Below are 24,129 nucleotides of genomic sequence, written 5' to 3' on the forward strand. Positions count from 1 at the left end.
CCGACGCCCTGATGTTCACGGTTCGCTCGGTGGTGAAAATCACGCTACAGGTGCCAGCTCCATGAAAGAAGACAAGTCTCCTGTAATTGTCACGATAACGCTTCTGCTGTTAGCGGCAGGATTCTATATTCATAACTACGTGACGTTTGTGCACACACCACCAGCATTAACCGATAAGGAAATCCGTATGGTTGACAACCTGTTTGCCTCCACCAAAACTCAGTGCGTGGGACGCTATGTGTTTGAGGTTCCGGCCTCTTTTGAAAACACCCGGACTGAAGATGCCAAAATCAATGAGATCAGCATCAGCAGCAAGCGGATTTACCTTCCGGCTTTTGCACAGCGTATCCGGCTTCGAGAGCTGGAGTTGCTGAACGGGCATACAGTAAGGAAAGTGGATCAGCCTTTTTTAAAGCAGGTGCACCGGATAAATGACAACGCGGTGATATTTGACCGTAATCAAAATGAGAGTGTGGCGGGTTCTAGTCGCATTCTGGAAGGGCATCTGTATGTTGATGGGGTGGCGTTTGTCCTCACTCAGGAGATTACCGATTACTCTGATCCGCGCTTTGCCAAAGAGCGTGCATTCTGGCTACGGAAAGAGGTGGGAAGACCAGAGTGGATGGCCAATAACAAACCTCAGAAAATAGCAGAGCTACAGGACTTAATGTCCCGTCTGAGCGGGCGAAAAGACGATGAAATCCCGACACACCCGGGCACCTGTATTTCAGAAGGGTTTATCCGTGACGGGAACGGAAAACCAAAGGAAGACATCACCTTTATTTATCCGCACAGTTCGGCATTTTCTTTTATCGTCTGGAGCAATAATGCTCTGAAAGAAAGCACCACCATGCTGGAGCGAACCGGGGAAATTCAGTCTTATATCAACAGCATTAATGGACGCACGCTGCGTAAGGGTGAAACGCAGATTGCCGGTTTTGCGGCCAGTGAATGGCTGATTACGGCCCCACCAAAAAGTTCATCCGATAATTCCTCAGCGCAGCTCATGTATACCGCCGTAGCGAATGAGACAAATGCAGACTTCATGCATCCCAGTCTTGATCTGACGTTAAGCAACGAAATCCCACCCGAAGGCAGCGACACTGCTCCCCCATCAGCCTATAGCGACGCTGAGCTTGTGGCGATTTGGGATCGCATTACCCGTTCTTTTCGTCTCAGGGACAATGTGTTCTGACTGGTACAATTCCCCGGCGGCGACGTCCGGGGAATTTAATCTATGAAACTGAGTTCCTAACCATTGTTGAAACGTAGTCAGGCAACTCAGCGCCTGACCGGCGCCCCGTTCGCCACATAATACGCAGCCGTGCTCTTCACCAGCGGCTCGCGACCGCGAATGGCGTCGGCAATCTTCTCACCAATCATAATGGTGGTGGCGTTCAGGTTGCCGGTGATGATCTGCGGCATAATCGACGCATCCACCACGCGCAGCCCTTCCAGCCCGTGAACGCGGCCTTCGCCGTCGACCACCGCCATCTCGTCGTAACCCATCTTGCAGGTGCCGCACGGATGGAAGGCGGTTTCGGCGTGGTTACGCACAAACTCGTCCAGCTGCTCGTCGGTCTGGCAGTCAATACCCGGACTGATTTCACGGCCGCGGTACTTGTCCAGTGCGGGCTGGTGCATGATCTCGCGGGTGATGCGGATCGCGTCGCGGAACTCCTGCCAGTCCTGCTCGTGGGACATATAGTTGAACAGGATCGCCGGATGCTGGTGCGGGTCGCGGGACTTGATGCGCACGTGGCCGCGGCTCGGCGAGCGCATGGAGCCGACGTGGCACTGGAAGCCGTGCTCTTTCACCGCGTTCGAGCCGTTGTAGTTAATCGCCACCGGCAGGAAGTGGTACTGAATGTTCGGCCACTCAAACTCCTCGCGGCTGCGGATAAACCCGCCCGCTTCGAAGTGGTTGCTCGCGCCCACGCCGGTGCCGCCAAACAGCCACTCGGCGCCAATCTTCGGCTGGTTCCACCACTGCAGGGCAGGGTAGAGGGAGACCGGCTCTTTGCATTCGTACTGGAGGTACATCTCCAGGTGATCCTGCAGGTTTTCGCCCACGCCGGGCAGATCGTGTACCAGCGGGATATCGAACTGTTTCAGCAGGTCAGCGTTGCCCACGCCGGAGCGCTGGAGGATCTGCGGAGAGGCAATCGCCCCGGCGCTCAGCAGCACTTCTTTCTTCGCCGTTGCTTTAGATGGAATAGTGCTTTCACCCTCCAGCCACTCGACGCCCACCGCGCGCTTGCCCTCAAAGAGGATGCGGTCGGTCATGGCGTGGGTGCGGATGGTCAGGTTCGGACGCGGTTTCGCCTGATCCAGATAGCCGCGGGCGGTGCTGGCGCGTCGGCCCTGCGGCGTGACCGTGCGGTCCATCGGGCCGAAACCTTCCTGCTGATAGCCGTTGAGATCGTCGGTACGCGGATAGCCCGCCTGCACGCCCGCCTCCACCATCGCTTCAAACAGCGGGTTCACGCCCGGTTTCGAGGTGGTGACGCTCACCGGACCGTCGCCGCCGTGGTAGTCGTTCGGCCCCACGTCGCGCGTCTCGGCCTTGCGGTAGTAGGGCAGGCAGTTGAGGTAGCTCCAGTGCTCCAGACCCGGCTCTTTTGCCCAGTGGTCGAGGTCCATCGCGTTACCGCGGATGTAGCACATCCCGTTGATCAGCGACGAGCCGCCCAGCCCTTTGCCGCGCCCGCACTCCATGCGGCGGTTGTTCATGTACGGCTCTGGTTCGGTTTCGTACGCCCAGTTGTAGCGCTTGCCCTGCAGCGGGAACGCCAGCGCGGCGGGCATCTGGGTGCGGAAGTCAAAGCGGTAGTCCGGCCCGCCTGCCTCAAGCAGCAGGACGGTGGTGTTCGGATCTTCTGTCAGTCGTGTAGCCAGCACGTTGCCGGCAGAGCCGGCCCCGATAATGATGTAGTCAAATTGCAAATAAACCTCCCGGTTAAAATATGGACTGGAATTTACCCATCTCAACCTGGATGGACTTCACCTGGGTGTAGCTCTGGAGCGTCATGACGCCGTTCTCTCGGCCAATGCCGGAGTGCTTGTAGCCGCCAACCGGCATCTCGGCTGCGGATTCACCCCAGGTGTTGATCCAGCAGATGCCCGCTTCGAGCTGATGAATGGCGCCGTGGGCGCGGTTCAGGTCGGCCGTGACGATGCCCGCAGCCAGACCGTAGTCGGTATCGTTGGCGCGGCGAATGGCTTCTTCGTCGGTGTCATAGGTGAGGATGGACATCACCGGGCCGAAGATCTCTTCGCGCACGATGGTCATCTCGTCGGTGCAGTCGCTGAACACGGTCGGGGCCACCCACGCGCCGTTATCGAAGCCTTCGCCCTTCAGCACGTCGCCGCCGCACAGCACGCGTGCGCCTTCCTCTTTGCCTTTGGCGATGTAGCGCATCACGCTGTCGCGGTGCGGGAAGCTGACCATCGGACCAAAGTTGGTGCGTTCATCGAACAGATCGCCCGCGCGGATGCGGCCCACGCGCTCAACAATTTTCTGCTCAAACGCGGCTTTGAACTTAGCCGGAACAAAAACGCGGGTGCCGTTGGTACACACCTGGCCGGAGCTGAAGAAGTTGGCCATCATGGCGATGTCCGCCGCGAGATCGAGGTCGGCATCGTCAAAAATAATCAGCGGCGATTTGCCGCCCAGCTCCATCGTCACCTCTTTCAGGGACGAGGCCGCCGAGTTGGCCATCACTTTTTTGCCGCTGGCGACGCCGCCGGTAAAGGAGACTTTGGCGATGCCCGGATGCTCGGTCAGGTACTGGCCGGTCTCCGCGCCCACGCCCGGCAGGACGTTAAACACGCCGTCCGGAACGCCCGCTTCGGTATAGATCTCTGCAAGCTTCAGGGCGGTGAGCGGCGTCACTTCGCTCGGCTTGAAGATCATTGCGTTGCCCGCCGCCAGCGCCGGGGCCGATTTCCACAGGGCAATCTGGATCGGGTAGTTCCACGCGCCGATGCCCGCCACCACGCCCAGCGGCTCGCGGCGGGTGTAGACGAATGAGGTCTCGCGCAATGGGATCTGGCTGCCTTCCAGCGCCGGGATCAGCCCCGCGTAGTACTCCAGAACGTCCGCGCCGGTGACGATGTCGACGGTCGAGGTTTCAGAAAACGCTTTACCGGTGTCGAGGGTTTCCAGCTTTGCCAGATCGTCGTTGCGCTCGCGCAGGATGTCGACGGCGCGACGCAGGATGCGGGAGCGCTCCATGGCGGTCATCGCCGCCCAGACTTTTTGCCCGCGCGCTGCGCTTTCTACGGCGCGATCGACGTCTTCGCGCCCGGCGGCCTGTACGGTCGCCAGGACTTCACCATTGGCCGGGTTGATGGTCTCGAAGGTGCGACCGCTGGTGGCCGATGTATAACCACCATTGATATAAAGCTGCTGTTCTGCCATTCGGGACATAAATTCTCCTCGGTTATTCGGTCGGTAAATGCTGGCTGATAAAGTGGCTGGTGAGCGACTGCGCCAGGGTCTTATCCAGCGGCTTGCCGCTCAGCGCAGCGCGCAGCCACAGTCCGTCGATCAGGGCCGCCAGGCCGTAGCCTGCCTCTTCGGCCTGTTCGCGCGGCAGTTCGCGGCGGAACTCGTACACCAGGTTCGACAATAAACGGCGGCTGCTCACCTGCTGCAGGCGGTAGAGCATCGGCTGGTGCATGCTGCTCGCCCAGAAGGCCAGCCAGGCCTTCATTGCCGCGCCGCTGGTCTGGGTTTCATCAAAATTGCCGCCGACAATCGCCTGCAGGCGCTGCTCCGCGCTGCCGTCCGGCAGGGCGCGTAAGCGGCTTAATACCGCATCGCGAAGCTGGCCGGTGATGTCGCGCATGGTTGCTTCCAGCAGACCGTTTTTGTCTTTGAAGTAATGACTGATGATCCCCGTGGAAACGCCCGCCCGACGGGCGATCTGCGCGATCGTCGCGTCATGCATTCCCACTTCATTTATTGCTTCCAGCGTGGCGTCGATAAGCTGCCTGCGCCGGATCGGCTGCATCCCCACTTTGGGCATTTTTGCCACTCCATTCATCAGCGTTGGTTAACCATTAAAGCGGTTTTTGATTGGACGTTCAATATAAAATGTGTCTTAATTGTTGCGGATTTGGATTTTAATAGTTACAAAAACAGTGAGGATACTGGATGACAGACCTTTCACAGGACAGAGAAAAAGACAAAATCAACCCGGTCGTTTTTTATACGTCCGCCGGGCTGATTTTGTTGTTTTCCCTGACAACGATCTTCTTTCGTGATTTTTCCGCCGAGTGGATTGGGCGCACCCTGAACTGGGTATCGAAGACCTTCGGCTGGTACTACCTGCTGGCGGCGACGCTCTATATCGTCTTTGTGGTCTGCATTGCCTGCTCGCGCTTCGGCTCCGTTAAGCTCGGTCCCGAGCAGTCAAAGCCCGAGTTCAGCCTGCTGAGCTGGGCCGCGATGCTGTTTGCCGCGGGCATCGGCATCGACCTGATGTTCTTCTCCGTCGCGGAACCGGTCACGCAGTATATGCAGCCCCCGGAAGGGGCAGGGCAGACGATGGAGGCCGCGCGCCAGGCGATGGTCTGGACGCTGTTCCACTACGGCCTGACCGGCTGGTCAATGTACGCCCTGATGGGAATGGCGCTGGGATACTTTAGCTATCGTTATAATTTGCCCCTTACCATCCGCTCCGCGCTGTACCCGATTTTCGGGAAAAAGATAAACGGACCGATTGGTCACACGGTGGATATCGCGGCGGTGATCGGCACCATCTTCGGCATCGCGACAACGCTCGGCATTGGCGTGGTGCAGCTCAACTACGGCCTGAGCGTGCTGTTTGATATTCCGGATTCGATGGCGGCGAAGGCGGCGCTGATTGCGCTCTCCGTCATTATCGCCACCATTTCGGTGACATCGGGCGTGGACAAGGGCATCCGCGTGCTCTCCGAGCTGAACGTGGCGCTGGCGCTGGGCCTGATCCTGTTCGTGCTGTTTATGGGCGACACCTCGTTCCTGCTCAATGCCTTAGTGCTCAACGTGGGCGACTACGTGAACCGCTTTATGGGCATGACGCTGAACAGCTTCGCCTTCGACCGCCCGGTAGAGTGGATGAACAACTGGACGCTGTTCTTCTGGGCGTGGTGGGTGGCGTGGTCGCCGTTTGTCGGACTGTTCCTGGCGCGTATTTCACGTGGCCGCACCATCCGCCAGTTTGTAATGGGCACGCTGATTATCCCGTTCACCTTTACGCTCCTCTGGCTGTCGGTGTTCGGCAACAGCGCGCTGCACGAGATCATCCAAGGCAATGCGACCTTCGCGCAGGAAGCGATGGCGCACCCGGAGCGCGGCTTCTACAGCCTGCTGGCGCAGTACCCGGCGTTCACCTTTAGCGCCTCCGTGGCGACTATCACCGGCCTGCTGTTTTACGTCACCTCGGCGGATTCCGGCGCGCTCGTGCTGGGCAACTTCACCTCGAAGCTGAAGGACATCAACAGCGATGCCCCGAACTGGCTGCGCATCTTCTGGTCCGTCGCCATTGGCCTGCTGACGCTCGGCATGCTGATGACCAACGGTATTTCGGCGCTGCAGAACACCACGGTGATCATGGGCCTGCCGTTCAGCTTCGTTATCTTCTTCGTGATGGCCGGGCTGTATAAATCGCTCAAGGTGGAAGACTACCGCCGCGTCAGCGCCAGCCGCGACACCGCGCCGCGCCCGATGGGCGCGCAGGACAGGCTGAGCTGGAAGAAACGCCTGTCGCGCCTGATGAACTATCCGGGCACGCGCTACACCAAACAGATGATGGAGACGGTCTGCTTCCCGGCGATGGAAGAGGTGGCGCAGGAGCTGAAGCTGCGTGGCGCCTACGTGGAGCTGAAAAACCTGCCGCCGGAGGAGGGCGAAAACCTGGGACACCTGGATCTGCTGGTGCACATGGGCGACGAACAGAACTTTGTCTACCAGATCTGGCCGCAGCAGTATTCGGTGCCTGGTTTTACCTACCGGGCGCGCAGCGGGAAGTCGACCTACTACCGGCTGGAAACCTTCCTGCTGGAAGGGAGCCAGGGGAATGATTTGATGGACTACAGCAAGGAGCAGGTGATTACAGACATTCTGGACCAGTATGAACGGCACCTGAACTTTATCCATCTGCACAGGGAAGCGCCGGGGAATAGCGTGATGTTCCCGGATGTGTGATCCTTGAACTGAAGAACGTAAAAAGGCATCGCCGCTGCCCTCATGCCGGGTGGCGGCGATGCCTTACCCGGCCTACAAAACCGGTTTACCGTAGGCCTGATAAGCGAAGCGCATTCAGGCTTTTAGCAACGTCCACAGGTTCCCATCATTATGCTGCCAGACGAGGGTGAAGCGTTTACCCTCAGGATATTCTCCAGCCGGGCGCGAAAGTGCCAGTGTGATTGTTTTTTCCGTTACCTCTGTGACGCTCGCACAGTCAAAGCCCATATACATCTTCACCCGCGGGTAGAGCGCCTTAAACAGACTCTCTTTGGCGCTAAAAGCGAGCGTCAGCGCCAGCGCAAAAGGGTAGCCCGAGCGCGTCAGGCTCGTCGCTTCCTGTGCATCAATGATACCGTCCTGGATTTCTCGGGCTTCACGGTCGGGAAGAATGGCTTCGCAATCAATACCCACAAACGCATCTGGATGACGCACGGCAACGGCCATCGCCTGCGTGCCGCAGTGGGTGATGCTGCCCGAAACCCCTTCCGGCCAGAGCGGTTCGCCGCTGGGGCCGATGCCGGGAATCGCGCGTTCATTTATCGCATCGAGCGTATGTGCGGCGGCGATGCGGCCTGCCAGATGCTCGGCTTTGCGTTTGCGCCCGGCGTTTGAAAGCTCGGCGTGGTGGGGGAGCCAGAGGAGATCGGCGTCGGTGAAGGTGGTTGGGTCGAAGGTGACGTGGTGAACGGTGTGGCCGGCGAGAATGAACGTGGTGTGGGTGGTGTGCATGTTTTCCCCTCTATCAACGAATAGTGCGGCCTGATGCCCTCACCCCGGCCCTCTCCCACAGGGAGAGGGAGCAAACACTAAAAAACGGCAACGGGTTGCCGTTTTGCTTTCACCTCGCCCTCACCCCGGCCTTCTCCCACAGGGAGAGGGAGCAAACGCTAAAAACGGCAACGGGTTACCGTTTTGCTTTCACCTCGCCCTCTCCCAGAGGGAGAGGGAGGCGTTGTTGCCTTTATCAGAAACGCGTATTCACGCTCATATACCACGTGCGGCCTGGCTCATTATAGGTATAAGCCCCCGCGCCGTACATATACGCCCCGGTAGTGGTGTTGCCCGTCGTCTGGGCATTACCCGCGCGCCACTGGCGCTTGTCGAAGACGTTATCCACGCCGCCGGTCAGGCTGACGTTTTTGGTCATGTCCCAGGTTGCGCTCAGACCCACGATGCTGTACGGGCTGACTTCGTCTTTCTCAGACCCGGTGACAGGCTGACCTTTGTAGTTGTACTTCTTCGGCTGCTGCTTGCCGTACCAGGTAAAGGTCGACTGGAGCGACACGTCCTGATGCACCTGCCAGCTCAGAGTGGAGTTCAGCGTGTACTCCGGAATGATCGACAGACGGTCGCCAGTCTCCTTGTTCTTGCTCTGCAGCATGTAGGTGATGTTGTTGGTCCAGTTAATCGTGTCGCTGACCGGCACGTTCAGGGAGCCTTCCAGACCTTCCACCACCGCCTTCGGTACGTTTTCCCACTGGTAGATATCCGTCTGCACTTTACCGGAAGAGGTGTGACCAATCGGCGCGTAGCCCGCTTCAATCTTGTCGCGGTAGTCGTTGCGGAACCAGGTGACGCCCGCCAGCCAGCCGTCGTGTTTCCACTCCAGGCCAATCTCTTTGTTGATACTAGTTTCGGCCTTAAGGTCGTCGTTACCCATCATGTAGCAGCCCACGCCGTCGGAGCTGGCGTAGCAGCCCTGGCCTTTGCTGTAGAGCAGGTAGTTCGGGTTGGTCTGGTACAGGCTCGGCGCCTTATAGGCGCGGGCGATCCCCATCTTCAGCGTGAAGTCATCCCCCAGACCCTGCGACAGGTTAAGTGACGGGCTCCAGTTGTTGCCGACGATGGTGTGATGGTCGAAGCGCAGGGCAGGGGTCAGCATGGTGCTGTCGGTCAGCTCCATGTTGTTTTCGGCGAACAGAGAGAAAATCTCTGCCGACGTGTACGGGCTGCGGTCGTTGCTCATGCCCGGAATGGTGCCGCCCTGCTGGGTTTGGGTGAAGGAGGTCGAGTCCTTCATGCGCTGCTGGTTCCACTCGGTGCCGAGCGTCAGGTTCTGGTTAACGAGGAAATCAATCGGCAGGTTGATTTCACTGTGCAGCATCACGTCGGCCAGATCGGTGTCGGTGAATTTATTACTGTTGAACAGACCTTCCAGACCGCCCGCCAGCCCTTCGCCCAGACGGGAGTTGCGGGTGTGCTCGTACTGCGCCCAGTTGCTGGTGGTAATGCCGTTATCCCAGCCGCCGTTCCAGGTCACCGCGAAGTTCTGGCGATAGATACGGTTGGTCTCTTTGCCGTAGTTCTTTTTCACCAGACCGCTGGAGCTGTTGTCGTTGTTGGTGTTCTGGGTATCGCCCGCGTAGAGGTTGTTCTGACGGCTGTAGCCCGCCTCAAATTCCAGAGACTGCATCGGCGCAAAGTCCCAGCGCACCACGCCGTTGATGTCTTTATTTTCCACCCCTTCACGGCCCGCGGGCAGCGTGTCGGCGTAGGCACCGGTACGGTCAGACTGGTGACCCTGGTTGATGTCCCACGCGTCGGCCTGGGTTTTGTCCAGGTTCCCGAACATGCGGAAGCTGAAGTCGCCGCCCAGCGGGCCGCTCAGGCTGAAGTTAGTGCGTTTGGTGGAACCTTCGTCCTTGTGCTCAGGCGCGTTCAGGTAGGTGTTCCAGGAGCCGTGCCACTGGTCGTCGAATTTTTTGGTGATGATGTTTACCACGCCCCCAGCCGCACCGTTGCCGTAGCGCGCGGCTGCCGGGCCACGGATCACCTCGATGCGCTCGATCATCTCCGGCGGCACCCAGCCGGTATCGCCGCGGGTGTCGCGTTCGCCGCGCCAGCCCAGACGAATAGAGTTGCGGCTGGTGACCGGCTTACCGTCGATCAGGATCAGCGTGTTTTCCGGCCCCATGCCGCGGATATCAATCTGACGGTTATTCCCGCGCTGGCCGCTGGTGGAATTTCCGGTCAGGTTAACGCCCGGCATCGTGCGGATGATTTCCGCTACATCGCGTGCGGGCGGGTTTTTGCGAATTTCATCGGCGGTGATGGTCGATACCCCCGGCGCCTGCAGATTCTGCTCGGCGGCGGTGATCACCATCGTGTCTTCGTGCTGCGCAGAGGCGGTGTTGTCGTCTGCCATGGCGGGCATCGCGACGCCGTAAATCCCTAAATTGACCAGCAAGGCCAGAGAGTGAATCTTCTTATTCATTGTACGTCCTGCTTTTGTGGTTGTTTTATGAGCGCTTCCCACAGCGCGGGCACTACGCTATTGCAAATGCAAATAGTTATCAATAATATTATCAATAAAATTTGCTCTGAAACAAAAAAGACTGTTAAACATGAGGTTATAAGGGTGACGGCGTTAACAACGGGAAGTGAAGCGTGGTGGCAGTCGAAAAACGGGCCTGAATGGAAGCCGGAAAAGGGAAAATATCGCGTCACGTTCTGGTGGCGTGACCCGGCAGGAACGCAAAAAACGTCACCGATCAAACGCGTCTGGCTCTACGTCACCGGCGTGACCGATCACCACCAAAATGCCCGCCCGCAGTCTCTCGAACGCATTCCCGATACCGACGTCTGGCAGTGGCAGGGGGAGTTCAGCCCCGAGTGGCGCGGGAGCTACTGTTTTATCCCATCCGTGAATGAAAACGATTTTGCCAGCATAGTGTTTGAAGGCGAGCAGCCGGAGCGCATGGCGCTGCGCGAAGGGTGGCGCAAGCTGCTGCCGCACGCGGTTTCCGACCCGCTGAATCCGCAAAGCTGGCGCGGCGGGCGCGGTCATGCCGTCTCCGCGCTGGAGATGCCGGACGCGCCCGTTCAGCCGGGCTGGAATCATCCCGATACGCCGTTTCAGCCGCCGGTCTGCATTGAGTGGGAAAGCGCGCGTCTGAAAAATCGTCGCCGCATCTGGATTTTCACCACCGGGGATCATAGCCCGGAACGCCCGCTGGCGGTGCTGCTCGACGGGCAGTTATGGGCCGAAAGTATGCCGATCTGGCCCGCGCTGGCGTCGCTCACCGCCGAGCGCAAATTACCGCCTGCTGTCTACGTCTTAATCGATGTTATCGACATGGAGCATCGCAACCGCGAACTGCCGTGCAATCCCGATTTCTGGCTGGCGGTGCAGGAAGAACTGCTCTCCCTTGTCCAAAAACGCGTGCCGTTCAGCGACCGCGCCGACCGTACGGTAGTGGCAGGCCAGAGCTTTGGCGGTCTCGCATCTCTGTATGCTGGCCTCAACTGGCCACAGCGTTTTGGCTGCGTGCTCAGCCTGTCCGGCTCTTACTGGTGGCCGCACCGAGGCGGGCAGCAGGACGGGCTGTTAATCGAACAGCTTAAAGCCGGTGAAATATCCCCTCGCGGGCTATGCATCTTTCTTGAAGCCGGGCGCAACGAGCCGCTCATCTTCCGCGCGAATCAGGCGATTTACGCCGAACTGCACTCATACCAACCGGTTATCTGGCGTCAGGTTGACGGCGGACACGATGCGCTTTGCTGGCGCGGTGGGCTGACGCAGGGGCTGATGACCCTCTGGCAGCCGCTCATTCAATAACGGAGTCTGTATGGAATTCAGCAATCCTTTCGATAATCCGCAGGGACAGTTCGCCATTTTGCAAAACGACCAGGGGCAGTACAGCCTGTGGCCGCAGCAGTGCGAACTGCCGGCAGGGTGGCGCGTGGTGTGCGAGGCACAGTCTCAGGAGGCGTGCCAGCACTGGCTTGCCGGGCACTGGCAAACGCTTGAGCCGTCTCACTTTGCGGGGGAGAACGCATGAACCGTCTTCCTCTCGTCGCCGCCCAGCCGGGGATCTGGATGGCGGAACAGCTGTCCACGCTGCCAAACGCCTGGAGCGTTGCGCACTACACCGAGCTGAAAGGCGATATCGATGCGCCACTGCTGGCTAAAGCCATTGCGGAAGGCATGATGCAGGCCGATACCCTGCGCATGCGTTTTGCAGAAGAAAACGGTGAGGTGTGGCAGTGGGTGGATGAGACATTCATTCTGCCGGAACCGTCCGTTGTTCGCGTTGATTCTCACGCCGCCGCCGTGGCGCTGATGGAATCCGATCTTAACCAGAACCTGCGCGTCGACAGCGGTCAGCCGCTGGCGTTTCACCAGCTGATTCAGGTCGGTGAAAACCACTGGTACTGGTATCAGCGCTATCATCATCTGGTGGTGGATGGCTTCAGCTTCCCGGCCATTACCCGCCAGATCGCCGCAATTTATGCCGCGTGGAAAAAGGGCGACCCTACGCCTGAATCCCCGTTTACGCCATTTGAAGAGGTAGTGGAGGAGTACCAGCGCTATCGCGACAGTGAAGCGTACCGGCGCGACGGCGCGTTCTGGGCCGAGCAGCGCAAACAGCTGCCGTCTCCGGTCTCGCTCTCCTCCGCGCCGCTGCCGGGCCGAGCGGCGACTACGGATATCCTGCGCCTGAAAATCGCCGCCGACGGTCGTGCTTTTAGCCAGCTTGCGCAGGCGGCAGAAAAGGTACAGCGCACCGACCTGGCGCTTGCGCTGGTGGCGCTATGGCTGGGGCGCCTCACCGGACGTCTGGACTACGCCGCCGGGTTTATCTTTATGCGAAGGATGGGGTCCGCAGCCCTGACCGCGACCGGACCGGTGCTTAACGTCCTGCCGCTGGCGGTCAATATCGATCCGCTGGAGAGCCTGCCCTCGCTGGCGCTGCGCCTGGCGAACCAGCTGAAAAAAATGCGCCGCCACCAGCGCTACGACGCCGAGCAGATCGTGCGCGACAGTGGGAAAGCGGCGGGTGATGAAGCGCTGTTCGGGCCGGTACTGAACGTTAAAGTGTTCGACTACCAGCTGGATATCGACGGCGTGGAAGCCATCACCCACACGCTGGCGACCGGCCCGGTGAACGATCTGGAGCTGGCGCTGTTCCCGGACGAGCAGGGCGGGTTGAGCATGGAGATCCTCGCCAATAAGCAGCGCTACGACGATGCGACGCTGATGCGTCACGTCGCGCGCCTGAACGCGATGCTGGTGCAGTTTGCGGCCAACCCGGACCTGCGCTGCGGCGAGGTGGAAACCGTTTCTGAACAGGAATATGCCCAACTGGCGCGCATCAACGATACCGGACTGGCGCTGCCGTCCACTACGCTCGCGGATTTGGTGGCGGAACAGGCGAGCAAAACGCCGGACGCCCCGGCGCTGGCGGATGCGCACGTTGAGCTGAACTATCGCCAGATGCGCGAGCAGGTCGTCGCGCTGGCAAACCTGCTGCGCGCGCGCGGCGTGAAGCCGGGCGACAGCGTGGCGGTGGCCCTGCCGCGCTCGGTATTCCTGTCGTTAGCGCTGCACGGCATTGTGGAGGCGGGCGCCGCGTGGCTGCCGCTCGACACCGGCTACCCGGACGATCGCCTGCGGATGATGCTCGAGGACGCGAAGCCGTCCCTGCTCATTACCACTGACGAACAGCTTCCGCGCTTTAGCGATCTCTCCGTCGAGACGTTTAGTTACAACACGCTATTACCGACCGCGGGTGCTGAGCCGCTGCGGCTGGCGAAGCCGGAGCAGACGGCGTACATCATCTTTACCTCCGGTTCGACCGGGCGTCCAAAAGGGGTCATGGTCGGCCATAACGCCATCGTTAACCGTCTGAAGTGGATGCAGGACCATTATCCGCTCGATGCCAACGACGTGGTGGCGCAGAAAACGCCGTGCAGCTTTGACGTGTCGGTGTGGGAGTTCTGGTGGCCGTTTATCGCCGGGGCGAAGCTGGTGATGGCCGAGCCGGACGCGCACCGCGATCCGCAGGCGATGCAAAGCTTCTTCACGCACTACGGCGTGACCACTACCCACTTTGTGCCGTCGATGCTGGCGGCGTTTGTTGCCTCGCTGACGCCGGAAAACGTCGACTGCTGCAAAACCCTTAAGCAGGTGTTCTGCAGCGGCGAAGCTCTGCCGGCTGAGCTATGCCGCGAGTGGGAACAGCTGACGCACGTGCCGCTGCATAACCTCTACGGCCCGACGGAAGCGGCGGTAGACGTCAGCTGGTATCCGGCGTTTGGGCCTGAACTGGCGGCGGTGGAAGGCAACAGCGTGCCGATCGGCTTCCCGGTGTGGAACACGGGGCTGCGCATTCTGGATGCGATGATGCGCCCGGTGCCGTTCGGCGTGGCGGGCGATCTCTACCTCACCGGGATTCAGCTGGCGCAGGGATATCTTGGTCGTCCGGATCTCACCGCCAGCCGCTTTATCGCCGACCCGTTCGCGCCGGGCGAGCGGATGTACCGCACTGGAGACGTTGCCCGCTGGCTGGATAACGGGGCGGTTGAGTATCTGGGCCGCAGCGACGACCAGATCAAAATCCGCGGCCAGCGCATTGAGCTGGGTGAAATCGACCGGGCGATGCTGTCGCTGCCGGACGTGGCCCAGGCCGTGGCGCACGCCTGCGTATTCAACCAGGCGGCGGCAACGGGCGGCGATGCGCGCCAGCTGGTGGGGTACGTGGTTTCTGAATCCGGCTTACCGCTGGACCGCGATGCGCTGCTCGAATCGCTCAAGGCACAGCTGCCGCCGCATATGGTACCGGTGGTGCTGCTGCAAATCAGCGCGCTGCCGCTGAGCGCCAACGGCAAGCTGGATCGCAAGGCGCTGCCGCTGCCGGAGCTGACGAGTAAAACCTCCGGGCGGGCGCCGGAAAGCGAAACCGAAATCGCCGTCGCGCAGGCGTTTGCCGCGCTGCTGGGCTGCGAGGTGAACGACATTGAGGCCGACTTCTTTGCCCTCGGCGGCCACTCGCTGCTGGCCATGCGTCTGGCGGCGCAGCTTAGCCGCACGTTCACCCGTAAGGTAACGCCGGGGCAGATTATGGTCGCCTCCACGGTGAGTAAGCTCAGCGCGCTGCTGGACTCGCAGATGAGCGATGAGCAGGCGCAGCGGCTGGGGTATGAAACGCTTCTTCCGCTAAGGGAAGGCGACGGTCCGACGCTGTTCTGCTTCCATCCGGCGTCCGGCTTCGCCTGGCAGTTTAGCGTGCTGGCGCGCTACCTCAGCCCGCGCTGGTCAATCGTCGGCATTCAGTCGCCGCGCCCGGACGGGCCGATGCAGCAGCGTGCGGATCTGGATGGGGTGATTGAACATCACCTGACTACGTTGCGTAAGCAGCAGCCGCAGGGGCCATATTACCTGTTCGGTTATTCCCTCGGCGGTACGCTGGCGCAGGGGATTGCGGCCCGCCTGCGCGAGCAGGGTGAAGCGGTGGCGTTCCTCGGCCTGCTGGATACCTGGCCGCCGGAAACCCAGAACTGGGCGGAGAAAGAGGCCAACGGCCTCGATCCGGAAGTGCTGGCGGAAATCGAGCGCGAGCGTCAGGCGTTTATCGCCGCCCAGCAGGGGCAGGGCTCCAGCGAGCTGTTTAACACCATTGAAGGCAACTACGCCGACGCGGTGCGGCTGCTCACCACGGCCCACAGCGCGCGCTTTGATGGCAAAGCGACGCTGTTCGTTGCCGAGCGCACCCGAACGATGGATCCGCAGGCCGCCTGGGCGCCGTGGGTGGCGGAACTTGAGGTGTACAGCCAGGATTGCGCCCACGTGGATATCATTTCACCGCAGGCGTTTGAGAAGATTGGACCGGTGCTGAAGAATATTTTGGGGTAACGTCAACAGCCCCTCACCCCAGCCCTCTCCCCAAAGGGGAGAGGGTGTAATCGTCCCCTCTCCCCTTTGGGGAGAGGGTCAGGGTGAGGGGACATCAGACCGCACGTTTCCCAAGCGGCACCACCAGCGGCGTTCCCGCCACCGGATCGTCGATTATCATGCAGCGCATGCCGTAGATCCGCTCGATCAGCTCCGGCGTCACAATCTCTTTCGGCGCACCCTGCGCCACAATCTCCCCGTCTCGCAAGGCAATCAGGTGCGTGGCGTAGCGGCACGCCTGGTTTAAATCGTGCAGCACCGCCGCCAGGGTGTATCCCTGCGTGCGGTTCAGCTCGCTCAGCAGCTCCAGCAGGTCAATCTGGTGGCTGATATCCAGCCACGTTGTCGGCTCGTCCAGCAGCATAATGGAGGTCTCCTGCGCCAGCACCATTGCGATCCACGCGCGCTGACGCTGCCCTCCGGAAAGAGTATCCACGCTCTGCTGGGCCAGATCGGTAATCCCGGTTGCCCTCATCGCGCGACTAACCGCCACGTCATCTTCCTCACGCCAGCGGGTAAACAGCGGCTGGTGCGGGTAGCGTCCGCGCGAGACCAGCTCCTGCACCGTGATGTCCCCCGGCGTGGTGGCGTTTTGCGCCAGCAGCCCGATGCGCCTGGCCACCTCTTTGCTGGCGAAGCGCTGGATCTGCTCCCCGTCGAGGAACACGCGGCCTTCAGCAGGCGTCATCAGGCGGCTCAGGGTGCGCAGCAGAGTCGATTTTCCGCAGCCGTTCGGGCCGATAATCGCCGTGAAGTGGCCGTCCGGAATGGCGACGGATAAATCACGAGCAATGATCTTTTTGCCGTAGCCGAGAGTGAGATTTTCGCCGCGCAAGCGGGTGGTTGAATCTGTCATTTCTTGCGTGACTCCTGAACGAGCAACACGATGAGGTAAATCCCGCCGAGGCTGACGGTCACCACGCCCACCGGAAGTTGATAAGGCATAAACAGCCGCTGGGCGCAGAGATCGGCGGCCAGCAGTAAAAGCGCGCCGCACAGCGCCGCCTGGGTTAAGCCCCAGCGCGCCGTTCCGCTAAGGCGGCGGGCGATGTGCGGTGCCACGAGGGCGATAAACGAGATGGGCCCGGCAATTGCGGTGGAGGCGGCGGTCAGCAGTACGGCGACCAGCATCAGCATCAGGCGCGAGCGTTCAACGCCCACGCCCAGCGCGCAGGCGCTGTCGTCGCCCATCTCCAGCAGGCGCATACGGCGTACCAGCAGCAGCGCGCCGATAAACATCAGCACAATCAGCGGCGCGGCGGGCCAGGTTTTGCCCCACGTCAGGCCGTTGAGGGAGCCGGCGTACCACAGCCCGGCGGAGAGCGCGGTTTCCAGCGAGGCCTGCAGTAAAAGCCAGGTGTTAAAGGCCATCAGCATGGCGCGGATGCCGATCCCGATAACGATCAGCCGGAAGGTGTCGATACCGTTGCGCCAGGCCAGCGCCCAGATCAGTAAGGACGTCAGAATGCCGCCCGCCATTGCCGTAAAGGTGATGGCCGTCAGGTGCTGGCCGAACAGCACCATCGCCACCAGCACGCCGCTCCAGGCCCCGGTGTTGAGGCCCATCACGTCCGGGCTGCCGAGCGGGTTACGCATCAGCGACTGGAATATCGCACCGCTCACGCCGAGCGCTGCGCCGACCAGAATCGCCATCGCCACGCGCGGCAGTCGCCATTCGGTGACAACCATGGTGATATTGCGCGGCGCGCTGCCGAGCAGGGCGTTAACCACCTGGCTGAAATCGAGCGTCACCGCGCCGCTGCGAAGGCTCCACGCTGCCAGCAGCAGGATGGCGATAACTAGCAGGGTGATGCAGGTGACTAAACGCCGGGAAGGAGCCATCATGCGCCACCTCCGCGTTTACGGCGTACGAGGAAGATCAGCACCGGCGCGCCGATAAAGGCGCTGACCACCGAGACGCGCAGCTCGCCGGGCACCAGCAGGCGGCCCAGCACGTCGGCAAACAGCAGCAGGGCAGGGGTTGCCAGCAGCGTCACCGGCAGCGACCAGCGGTGATCCGCCCCCACCAGCCAGCGCGCCATGTGCGGCATCATCAGGCCAATAAAGGCGATCGGGCCGACAACGGCGGTCGCGCTGCCGCACAATACGGTGATAGTGAGCAGACCAATCAGCTGCGTGCGCGCTACCCGATTGCCGAGGGCGGTGGCGGTGTCGCTGCCGAGGCTCAGGCTGTTGAGCGACCGGCTTAAGAACAGCGCCACGGCGGCAGCGATAATGACCGGGATCGCCACCACTTTTAGGGTTTCAAGGGTGCGGATATCCAGCGAACCGGCCTGCCAGAAGCGCAGCTGGTCGTAGACGTCCGGGTTGAGCAGGGCGATGCCGTTGGATAAGCCTTCCAGCACCGCCGCGAGCGCCACGCCCGCCAGCGTCAGGCGTACCGGGCTGAGCTGGCCGCCGCCCTGGCTGCCGGTAAACGCGACCACCAGCGAGGCGGCCATCGCGCCGCAAAAGGCCATCACCAGCTGTTCAGAGGGCGACGTCAACCCGAACAGCGCCGCGCCGAGCACGATGGCAAAGCTGGCGCCGGAGTTCACGCCGAGAATCCCGGGGTCCGCCAGCGGGTTACGGGTGAGGGTTTGCATTAGCGCACCGGCAAGGCCGAGCGCGCCACCCGCCAGCATTCCGGCAAGCGTGCGGGGCAGTCGGGCGTCGAGCACGATGACGCAGTCAGCGCTTTGGCAGGTGCCGGAGAGCGCATCAACGATAACGGACGCGGGCAGCGGCTTCGCGCCGACCAGCAGGCTGAGTGCAACGGCAAGGCTCAGGAGCAGCAGTAAAACGGGCACGGCAATGGCGCGCACCGAAGAAGAGGAAAACGACATAGCAACATCCATGATTTGATAATGATAGTGATTATCGTTATCTATCTTATTTGGCTATGTTAGCATGTGCGCCCATGGAATGGGTAGAATTACACTCAAGGCTTTGTCATGAATCAAAAATCCTGGCTGCTCAACCTCAGCCTGCTTAAAACGCACCCGGCATATCGCGCCGTCTTTATCGCTCGCTTTATCTCTATTTTGTCCCTCGGGCTGCTCGGCGTGGCCGTGCCGGTACAGATCCAGGCCATGACGCACTCCAGCTGGCTGGTGGGGTTATCCGTCACCTTAACCGGCGGGGCGATGTTCATCGGCCTGATGGTCGGCGGCGTGCTGGCGGACCGCTACGAGCGCAAGAAGCTGATCCTGCTGGCGCGCGGCACCTGCGGCGTGGGCTTTATCGGGCTGTGCCTGAACGCCATGCTGCCGGAGCCGTCGCTGATGGCCATTTATGCCCTCGGGCTGTGGGACGGCTTTTTTGCCTCGTTGGGCGTGACGGCGCTGCTGGCGGCGACGCCCGCGCTGGTCGGGCGCGAAAACCTGATGCAGGCGGGGGCGATAACCATGCTCACCGTGCGCCTCGGCTCAGTAATTTCACCGATGGTGGGCGGCCTGCTGCTGGCGACCGGCAACGTGGCGTGGAACTACGGGCTGGCGGCGGCGGGAACCTTCATCACCACCCTGACGCTGCTGCGCCTGCCGCTGCTGCCGCCTCCGCCGCAGACGCGCGAGCATCCGATGAAATCACTGATGGCCGCTATTCGTTTCCTGTTCAGCAACCCGCTGATTGGCGGCATTGCGCTGCTCGGCGGCCTGTTGACCATGGCGAGCGCCGTGCGCGTGCTGTATCCGGCATTAGCGGGAGAGTGGCAGATGAGCGCCTCGGAGATTGGCCTGCTGTACGCTGCGATTCCGCTCGGCGCGGCCTGTGGGGCGCTGACCAGCGGCAACCTGGCGCAGAGCGCGCGACCGGGGTTGATAATGCTACTCGCCACGCTGGCCTCGTTTATCGCCATTGGCTTCTTCAGCCTGATGCCGGTCTGGGCGCTCGGGGTGATGTGTCTGGTGATCTTTGGCTGGCTGAGCGCCATCAGCTCGCTCTTGCAATACACCCTGATCCAGACCCAGACGCCGGAAGGGATGCTCGGGCGCATCAACGGCCTGTGGACCGCGCAGAACGTCACGGGCGATGCCATCGGCGCGGCGATCCTCGGCGGGCTGGGGGCGATAATGACCCCGGCGGCGTCGGCGAGCAGCAGCGGGTTTGTGTTAGCGATTGTTGGCGGGATTTTATTAGTGGCGTTGGTGGAGTTGCGCCGGTTCAGGCAGGAGAGTGCCCCGGTGTGATTTGCCGGGTGGCGGCTGCGCCTTACCCGGCCTACATTTTGCCCCCGTAGGCCCGGTAAGCGAAGCGCCACCGGGCGCAGGCATTAGCCGAAAATTGCCTCTAAACGCTGCAACACCAACATCGCGCTGTAATAATCCAGGCGGAACGTCTCGGTTCCCAACGCCCACACGCGCTTGTTTTTCACCGACGACAGGTGCGCCAGCAGCGGGTTAGCGTAAATCGCCTCCACGTCTTTCTCGTCTCCGGCAAACACAAACAGCCCTTCACCGTTCAGTCCCGTCGCCAGGTTTTCGCCGCCAAGCTGGATAATGTCGTGGCGCTTGCCCTGGCTTGTTGAGGTCTGCAACCCGGCTGGCAGATCCGCCAGCCTAAAGCCCAGCTGGTGCAGCAGCTTGCCCTGTGCCGATTCCGCGGTCCACAGGTTGGCTGAATGCGCGGCGGCGGTGTAGACGATGGCGTTCACCGGCTGCGGCGGCAGCTTCATCTGCTGTTTCACCTGCGCGAGCTGTTTATCAAACGCGGCAATGCGCTCTGCGGCCTGTTTTTCCTGTCCGGTTATGGTGCCCAGCTGGGTCAGCAGCTCCTGCCAGCTCTTGTCGTCGTAGTTGATGATAAGCGTTGGAGCGATGGCGGAGAGTTGATCGTACAGCGCCAGCGCGGAATCCCCGCCGGTTGCACCGATCAAAATCAGATCAGGCATTTGCGCGGCGACCGCTTCGGCGCTCGGCTCACCGATGTACAGTCGCGCAACCTTGCGCTGTTTCGCAATGTCACCCCACTGGCGTAAAAAGCCCTGCGCATCCGCCACGCGGTTGTTTGGCGTGGTCGCGCCGCTGGCGACCACCGGCGCGTCAATCGCCAGCAGGGAGCCGGTTAAGGTCACGCTGGTGGAGACAATGCGCGTCGGTTTGCTCTCAAGCGTGTGAACGCCGTGGCTGTCGGTCACCTGACGCGGCCAGTCGGCGGCCACGGCTGAGGCAAGTCCTAAAACAAAAAGTCCAGATAAAAGCAGGGTATTACGGAATACGAAAGGGAATCTCACAGCGCGACATCCTGTTTTTGTTGAAGATAATGCTTCTCATTTTCATGGTTGCGGCACCGGGATGCAAGCTTTTGTCGCACAAGTTATTTGCCCGACGGTTGACAGCGAAGCGATGTGGGATTAGGTTAGCCGACGAAAATATAAATGATAATCATTATTGCTTCTTTTATCATTTTGAGGAGGATGATATGGACACGTCCCTGGCTGAGGAAATTCAGCACGCCGCAACCACGCTCGAATCAGACCGCTTTTTCTTTATGTCGCCTTACCGCAGCTTTACTACCTCAGGCTGCTTTGCCCGCTTCTCTGAACCCGCCGTTGGCGGCGACGATCCGGCCGGGCACTTCCAGCAAAAATTAGCCCAGGCTTTCCGGAATGCGAAAGCCAACGGTATCGCTCATCCGGTGATGGTGGGGGCTATCCCGTTCGATACCCGCAAGCCATCCTCTCTGTTTATTCCCCAACGCTGGCAGACCTTTTCCCGTCCGGCACGTCAGCAGTCTGCACGCTATTTTTCCGGCTCGCAGGCGCTGAAGGTGGAACAACGCACCGAGATCCCGCCGCAGCCCGTTTTCGAAGAGATGGTCGCTCGCGCCGCGTCGCTCACCGCCACACCGCAGGTGAACAAGGTGGTGCTGTCGCGCCTGATTGATATCGCGACCGACAAACACATGGACAGCGGTGCGCTGATGGAGCGCCTGATCGCCCAGAACCCGGCGAGCTTCAACTTCCACGTGCCGCTGGAAGACGGCGGTGTGCTGCTGGGCGCGAGCCCTGAACTGCTGCTGCGCAAAGAGGGCTCGCACTTTAGCTCGCTGCCGCTGGCAGGCTCGGCGCGCCGTCAGCCGGACGACGTATTAGATCGTGAAGCGGGCAATAAGCTGCTGGCCTCCGAAAAGGACCGTCACGAGCACGACCTGGTGACCCAGGCGATGAAGACCATTCTGGCACCGCGCAGCCATCATCTCACCATGCCTGATTCTCCTCAGCTGATCACCACGCCGACGCTGTGGCATCTGGCGACGCCGGTTGAAGGTGACGCGCGTGAAAACGAAAACGCCCTGACCCTGGCCTGCCTTCTGCACCCGACCCCGGCGCTGAGCGGTTTCCCGCATCAGGCGGCGAAAGAACTGATCGCCGAGCTGGAGCCGTTCGACCGCGAGCTGTTCGGCGGCATCGTCGGCTGGTGCGACAGCGAAGGCAACGGCGAGTGGGTGGTAACCATCCGCTGCGCGCGTCTGCATAAAAATACCGTTCGTCTGTTTGCCGGTGCGGGCATTGTTCCCGCCTCCTCGCCGGTGGGCGAGTGGCGCGAGACGGGCGTGAAGCTCTCCACCATGCTCAACGTTTTTGGTTTGCACTAAGGAAGACTCATGACCATCCCTTTTACCCGCTGGCCTGAGGAATTCGCCCGCCGCTACCGCGAAAAAGGCTACTGGCAGGATCTGCCGTTGACCCACATCCTGACGGATCGCGCGGGCAGCGATGCCGTGGCGATAATCGACGGCGAGCGGCACATTACCTACCGCGCGTTTAATCAGGCGGTGAACAACCTGGCCTCAGCCCTTCAGGCGCGCGGGCTGCATCGCGGTGAGACCGCGCTGGTGCAGCTCGGCAACGTGGCCGAGTTCTACATCACCTTCTTCGCGCTGCTGCAAATCGGCGTCGCGCCGGTCAACGCGCTCTTTAGCCATCAGCGCAGCGAGCTGAACGCCTACGCGGCGCAGATCAAACCCGCCGTGCTGATTGCCGACCGTGACCACGCGCTGTTTGCGGGCGATGATTTTCTTAATACCTTTGTGGATACGCATCGCTCGGTGCGCGTCGTGCTCCTGCGCGGCGATAAGGGTGAACATGCCCTGGAAGAGGCGATTGCGCGTCCGGCGGACAACTTCATCCCGAACCCGACGCCCGCCGACGAAGTGGCCTTCTTCCAGCTCTCCGGCGGCAGTACCGGCACGCCGAAGCTGATCCCGCGCACGCATAACGACTACGACTACAGCATCCGCCGCAGCAATGAGATCTGCGGCATTACCGTCGAAACGCGTTACCTGAACGCGCTCCCCGCCGCGCATAACTACGCCATGAGTTCGCCGGGATCGCTGGGCGTCTTCACCGCGGGCGGCTGCGTAGTGCTGGCGAACGATCCGAGCGCTACGCTCTGCTTCCCGCTGATTGAACGGCATCAGATTAACGTCACCTCGCTGGTTCCGCCGGCGGTGAGCCTCTGGCTGCAGGCGATTGCCGACGGCGCGGGCAACGCGCAGCTCAACTCCCTGAAGCTGTTGCAGGTGGGCGGCGCACGCCTCTCCGCCACGCTCGCGGCGCGCATTCCGCTTGAAATCGGCTGCCAGCTTCAGCAGGTGTTCGGCATGGCGGAAGGGCTGGTGAACTACACCGCGCTCGACGACGCGCCGGAGCGCATCATCAACACCCAGGGTCGCCCGATGTGCCCGGATGACGAAGTGTGGGTGGCGGACGAGCACGGCAACCCGCTGCCGCGCGGGGAAGTTGGGCGTCTGATGACGCGCGGCCCGTATACCTTCCGCGGCTATTTCAACAGCCCGGAACACAACGCCAGCGCCTTCGACGCCGACGGCTTTTACTGCTCCGGGGATCTGATCGCCATTGACGAGCAGGGCTACATCACCGTGCAGGGACGCGAGAAGGATCAGATCAACCGCGGCGGCGAGAAGATCGCTGCCGAAGAGATCGAAAACCTGCTGCTGCGCCATGAGGCGGTGATCCACGCCGCGCTGGTGAGCATGGAGGACAGCCTGCTGGGCGAAAAAAGCTGCGCGTATCTGGTGGTGAAACAGCCCCTGCGCGCGGTTGAGGTGCGCCGCTTCCTGCGCGAGCAGGGCGTCGCCGAATTCAAGCTGCCGGACCGCGTGGAGAGCGTGGATGCGCTCCCTCTGACGCCGGTCGGCAAAGTCGATAAGAAACAGTTGCGCCTGTGGCTTGCTGAACGCGCCCGGGGCTGAG

The 24,129-nt window shown here is 61.2% G+C and carries 17 protein-coding genes; 8 read left to right on the top strand and 9 right to left on the bottom strand.

Annotation, left to right across the window (positions count from 1 at the left end; all coding sequences use genetic code 11):
- The first annotated feature begins 61 nt into the window (after nucleotides 1–61).
- On the top strand, nucleotides 62–1,195 hold the full coding sequence (locus V1587_RS08125; protein WP_395314556.1) for a T6SS immunity protein Tli4 family protein: 1,134 nt from the start codon (nucleotides 62–64) through the stop codon (nucleotides 1,193–1,195).
- 86 nt (nucleotides 1,196–1,281) lie between these two features.
- Here V1587_RS08125 and betA read toward each other — a convergent pair whose 3' ends face one another.
- The 3 genes from betA to betI are packed head-to-tail and all read right to left on the bottom strand — an operon-like array spanning nucleotide 1,282 to nucleotide 5,033.
- On the bottom strand, nucleotides 1,282–2,946 hold the full coding sequence (gene betA, locus V1587_RS08130; protein ID WP_371898948.1) for a choline dehydrogenase: 1,665 nt from the start codon (nucleotides 2,944–2,946) through the stop codon (nucleotides 1,282–1,284).
- A gap of 13 nt (nucleotides 2,947–2,959) precedes the next feature.
- Nucleotides 2,960–4,432: a betaine-aldehyde dehydrogenase gene (gene betB / locus V1587_RS08135; protein ID WP_371898947.1), complete on the bottom strand. Its 1,473-nt coding sequence runs from the start codon at nucleotides 4,430–4,432 to the stop codon at nucleotides 2,960–2,962.
- 13 nt (nucleotides 4,433–4,445) lie between these two features.
- Entirely contained in the window at nucleotides 4,446–5,033 is a 588-nt protein-coding gene (gene betI / locus V1587_RS08140; RefSeq protein WP_032662864.1) for a transcriptional regulator BetI, read from the bottom strand.
- A 128-nt stretch (nucleotides 5,034–5,161) separates the two neighbouring features.
- On the opposite strand from betI, the gene betT reads away from it, so the two are divergent.
- On the top strand, nucleotides 5,162–7,195 hold the full coding sequence (betT, locus tag V1587_RS08145) for a choline BCCT transporter BetT (protein WP_371898946.1): 2,034 nt from the start codon (nucleotides 5,162–5,164) through the stop codon (nucleotides 7,193–7,195).
- Nucleotides 7,196–7,309: 114 nt separating this feature from the next.
- On the opposite strand, the gene entD is transcribed toward betT, so the two are convergent.
- Together entD and V1587_RS08155 are read right to left on the bottom strand one after the other, a co-directional pair.
- Nucleotides 7,310–7,966 carry an enterobactin synthase subunit EntD gene (gene entD, locus V1587_RS08150; protein WP_371898945.1) on the bottom strand — a complete coding sequence of 219 codons (657 nt, stop codon included), beginning with the start codon at nucleotides 7,964–7,966 and terminating at the stop codon, nucleotides 7,310–7,312.
- Nucleotides 7,967–8,201: 235 nt separating this feature from the next.
- Nucleotides 8,202–10,451: a TonB-dependent siderophore receptor gene (locus tag V1587_RS08155; RefSeq protein ID WP_371898944.1), complete on the bottom strand. Its 2,250-nt coding sequence runs from the start codon at nucleotides 10,449–10,451 to the stop codon at nucleotides 8,202–8,204.
- Between the two features lie 144 nt (nucleotides 10,452–10,595).
- On the opposite strand from V1587_RS08155, the gene fes reads away from it, so the two are divergent.
- The 3 genes from fes to entF are packed head-to-tail and all read left to right on the top strand — an operon-like array spanning nucleotide 10,596 to nucleotide 15,872.
- Nucleotides 10,596–11,795, top strand: coding sequence for an enterochelin esterase (gene fes, locus V1587_RS08160; RefSeq protein WP_371898943.1), 1,200 nt, complete (start codon nucleotides 10,596–10,598; stop codon nucleotides 11,793–11,795).
- A 10-nt stretch (nucleotides 11,796–11,805) separates the two neighbouring features.
- Nucleotides 11,806–12,018 (top strand): MbtH family protein, encoded by a 213-nt coding sequence (locus V1587_RS08165; protein WP_371898942.1) that lies wholly within the window; start codon nucleotides 11,806–11,808, stop codon nucleotides 12,016–12,018.
- Nucleotides 12,015–15,872, top strand: a complete 3,858-nt coding sequence (gene entF, locus V1587_RS08170) for an enterobactin non-ribosomal peptide synthetase EntF (RefSeq protein ID WP_395314557.1) — start codon at nucleotides 12,015–12,017, stop codon at nucleotides 15,870–15,872. The genes V1587_RS08165 and entF overlap by 4 nt, the downstream gene beginning before the upstream one ends.
- Before the next feature lie 94 nt (nucleotides 15,873–15,966).
- On the opposite strand, the gene fepC is transcribed toward entF, so the two are convergent.
- From fepC to fepD, 3 genes are read right to left on the bottom strand one after another with little or no spacing between them, the layout of a single operon-like run.
- A complete protein-coding gene (gene fepC, locus V1587_RS08175) occupies nucleotides 15,967–16,767 on the bottom strand; it encodes an iron-enterobactin ABC transporter ATP-binding protein (protein WP_371898940.1) in 801 nt (266 codons plus the stop codon).
- Nucleotides 16,764–17,753: an iron-enterobactin ABC transporter permease gene (gene fepG, locus V1587_RS08180; RefSeq protein WP_371898953.1), complete on the bottom strand. Its 990-nt coding sequence runs from the start codon at nucleotides 17,751–17,753 to the stop codon at nucleotides 16,764–16,766. The genes fepC and fepG overlap by 4 nt, the downstream gene beginning before the upstream one ends.
- Nucleotides 17,753–18,757 carry a Fe(3+)-siderophore ABC transporter permease gene (gene fepD, locus V1587_RS08185; RefSeq protein WP_371898939.1) on the bottom strand — a complete coding sequence of 335 codons (1,005 nt, stop codon included), beginning with the start codon at nucleotides 18,755–18,757 and terminating at the stop codon, nucleotides 17,753–17,755. Before fepD ends, fepG begins: the two co-directional genes overlap by 1 nt.
- Before the next feature lie 108 nt (nucleotides 18,758–18,865).
- Here fepD and entS point away from each other — a divergent pair, with 108 nt between their 5' ends.
- Nucleotides 18,866–20,101, top strand: a complete 1,236-nt coding sequence (gene entS, locus V1587_RS08190) for an enterobactin transporter EntS (protein WP_395314558.1) — start codon at nucleotides 18,866–18,868, stop codon at nucleotides 20,099–20,101.
- 83 nt (nucleotides 20,102–20,184) lie between these two features.
- Here the strand turns inward: entS and fepB are convergent, their stop codons facing one another.
- Complete coding sequence (gene fepB, locus V1587_RS08195) at nucleotides 20,185–21,144, bottom strand: Fe2+-enterobactin ABC transporter substrate-binding protein (RefSeq protein WP_371898937.1); 960 nt, start codon at nucleotides 21,142–21,144, stop codon at nucleotides 20,185–20,187.
- Nucleotides 21,145–21,332: 188 nt separating this feature from the next.
- Here fepB and entC point away from each other — a divergent pair, with 188 nt between their 5' ends.
- Together entC and entE are read left to right on the top strand one after the other, a co-directional pair.
- Nucleotides 21,333–22,508, top strand: a complete 1,176-nt coding sequence (gene entC, locus V1587_RS08200; RefSeq protein ID WP_371898936.1) for an isochorismate synthase EntC — start codon at nucleotides 21,333–21,335, stop codon at nucleotides 22,506–22,508.
- A gap of 9 nt (nucleotides 22,509–22,517) precedes the next feature.
- Entirely contained in the window at nucleotides 22,518–24,128 is a 1,611-nt protein-coding gene (entE, locus tag V1587_RS08205) for a (2,3-dihydroxybenzoyl)adenylate synthase EntE (RefSeq protein WP_371898935.1), read from the top strand.
- Nucleotide 24,129: the final 1 nt, after the last annotated feature.

It is taken from the genome of Enterobacter sp. ECC-249, from assembly GCF_043965265.1.
Classification (GTDB): domain Bacteria; phylum Pseudomonadota; class Gammaproteobacteria; order Enterobacterales; family Enterobacteriaceae; genus Enterobacter; species Enterobacter quasiroggenkampii.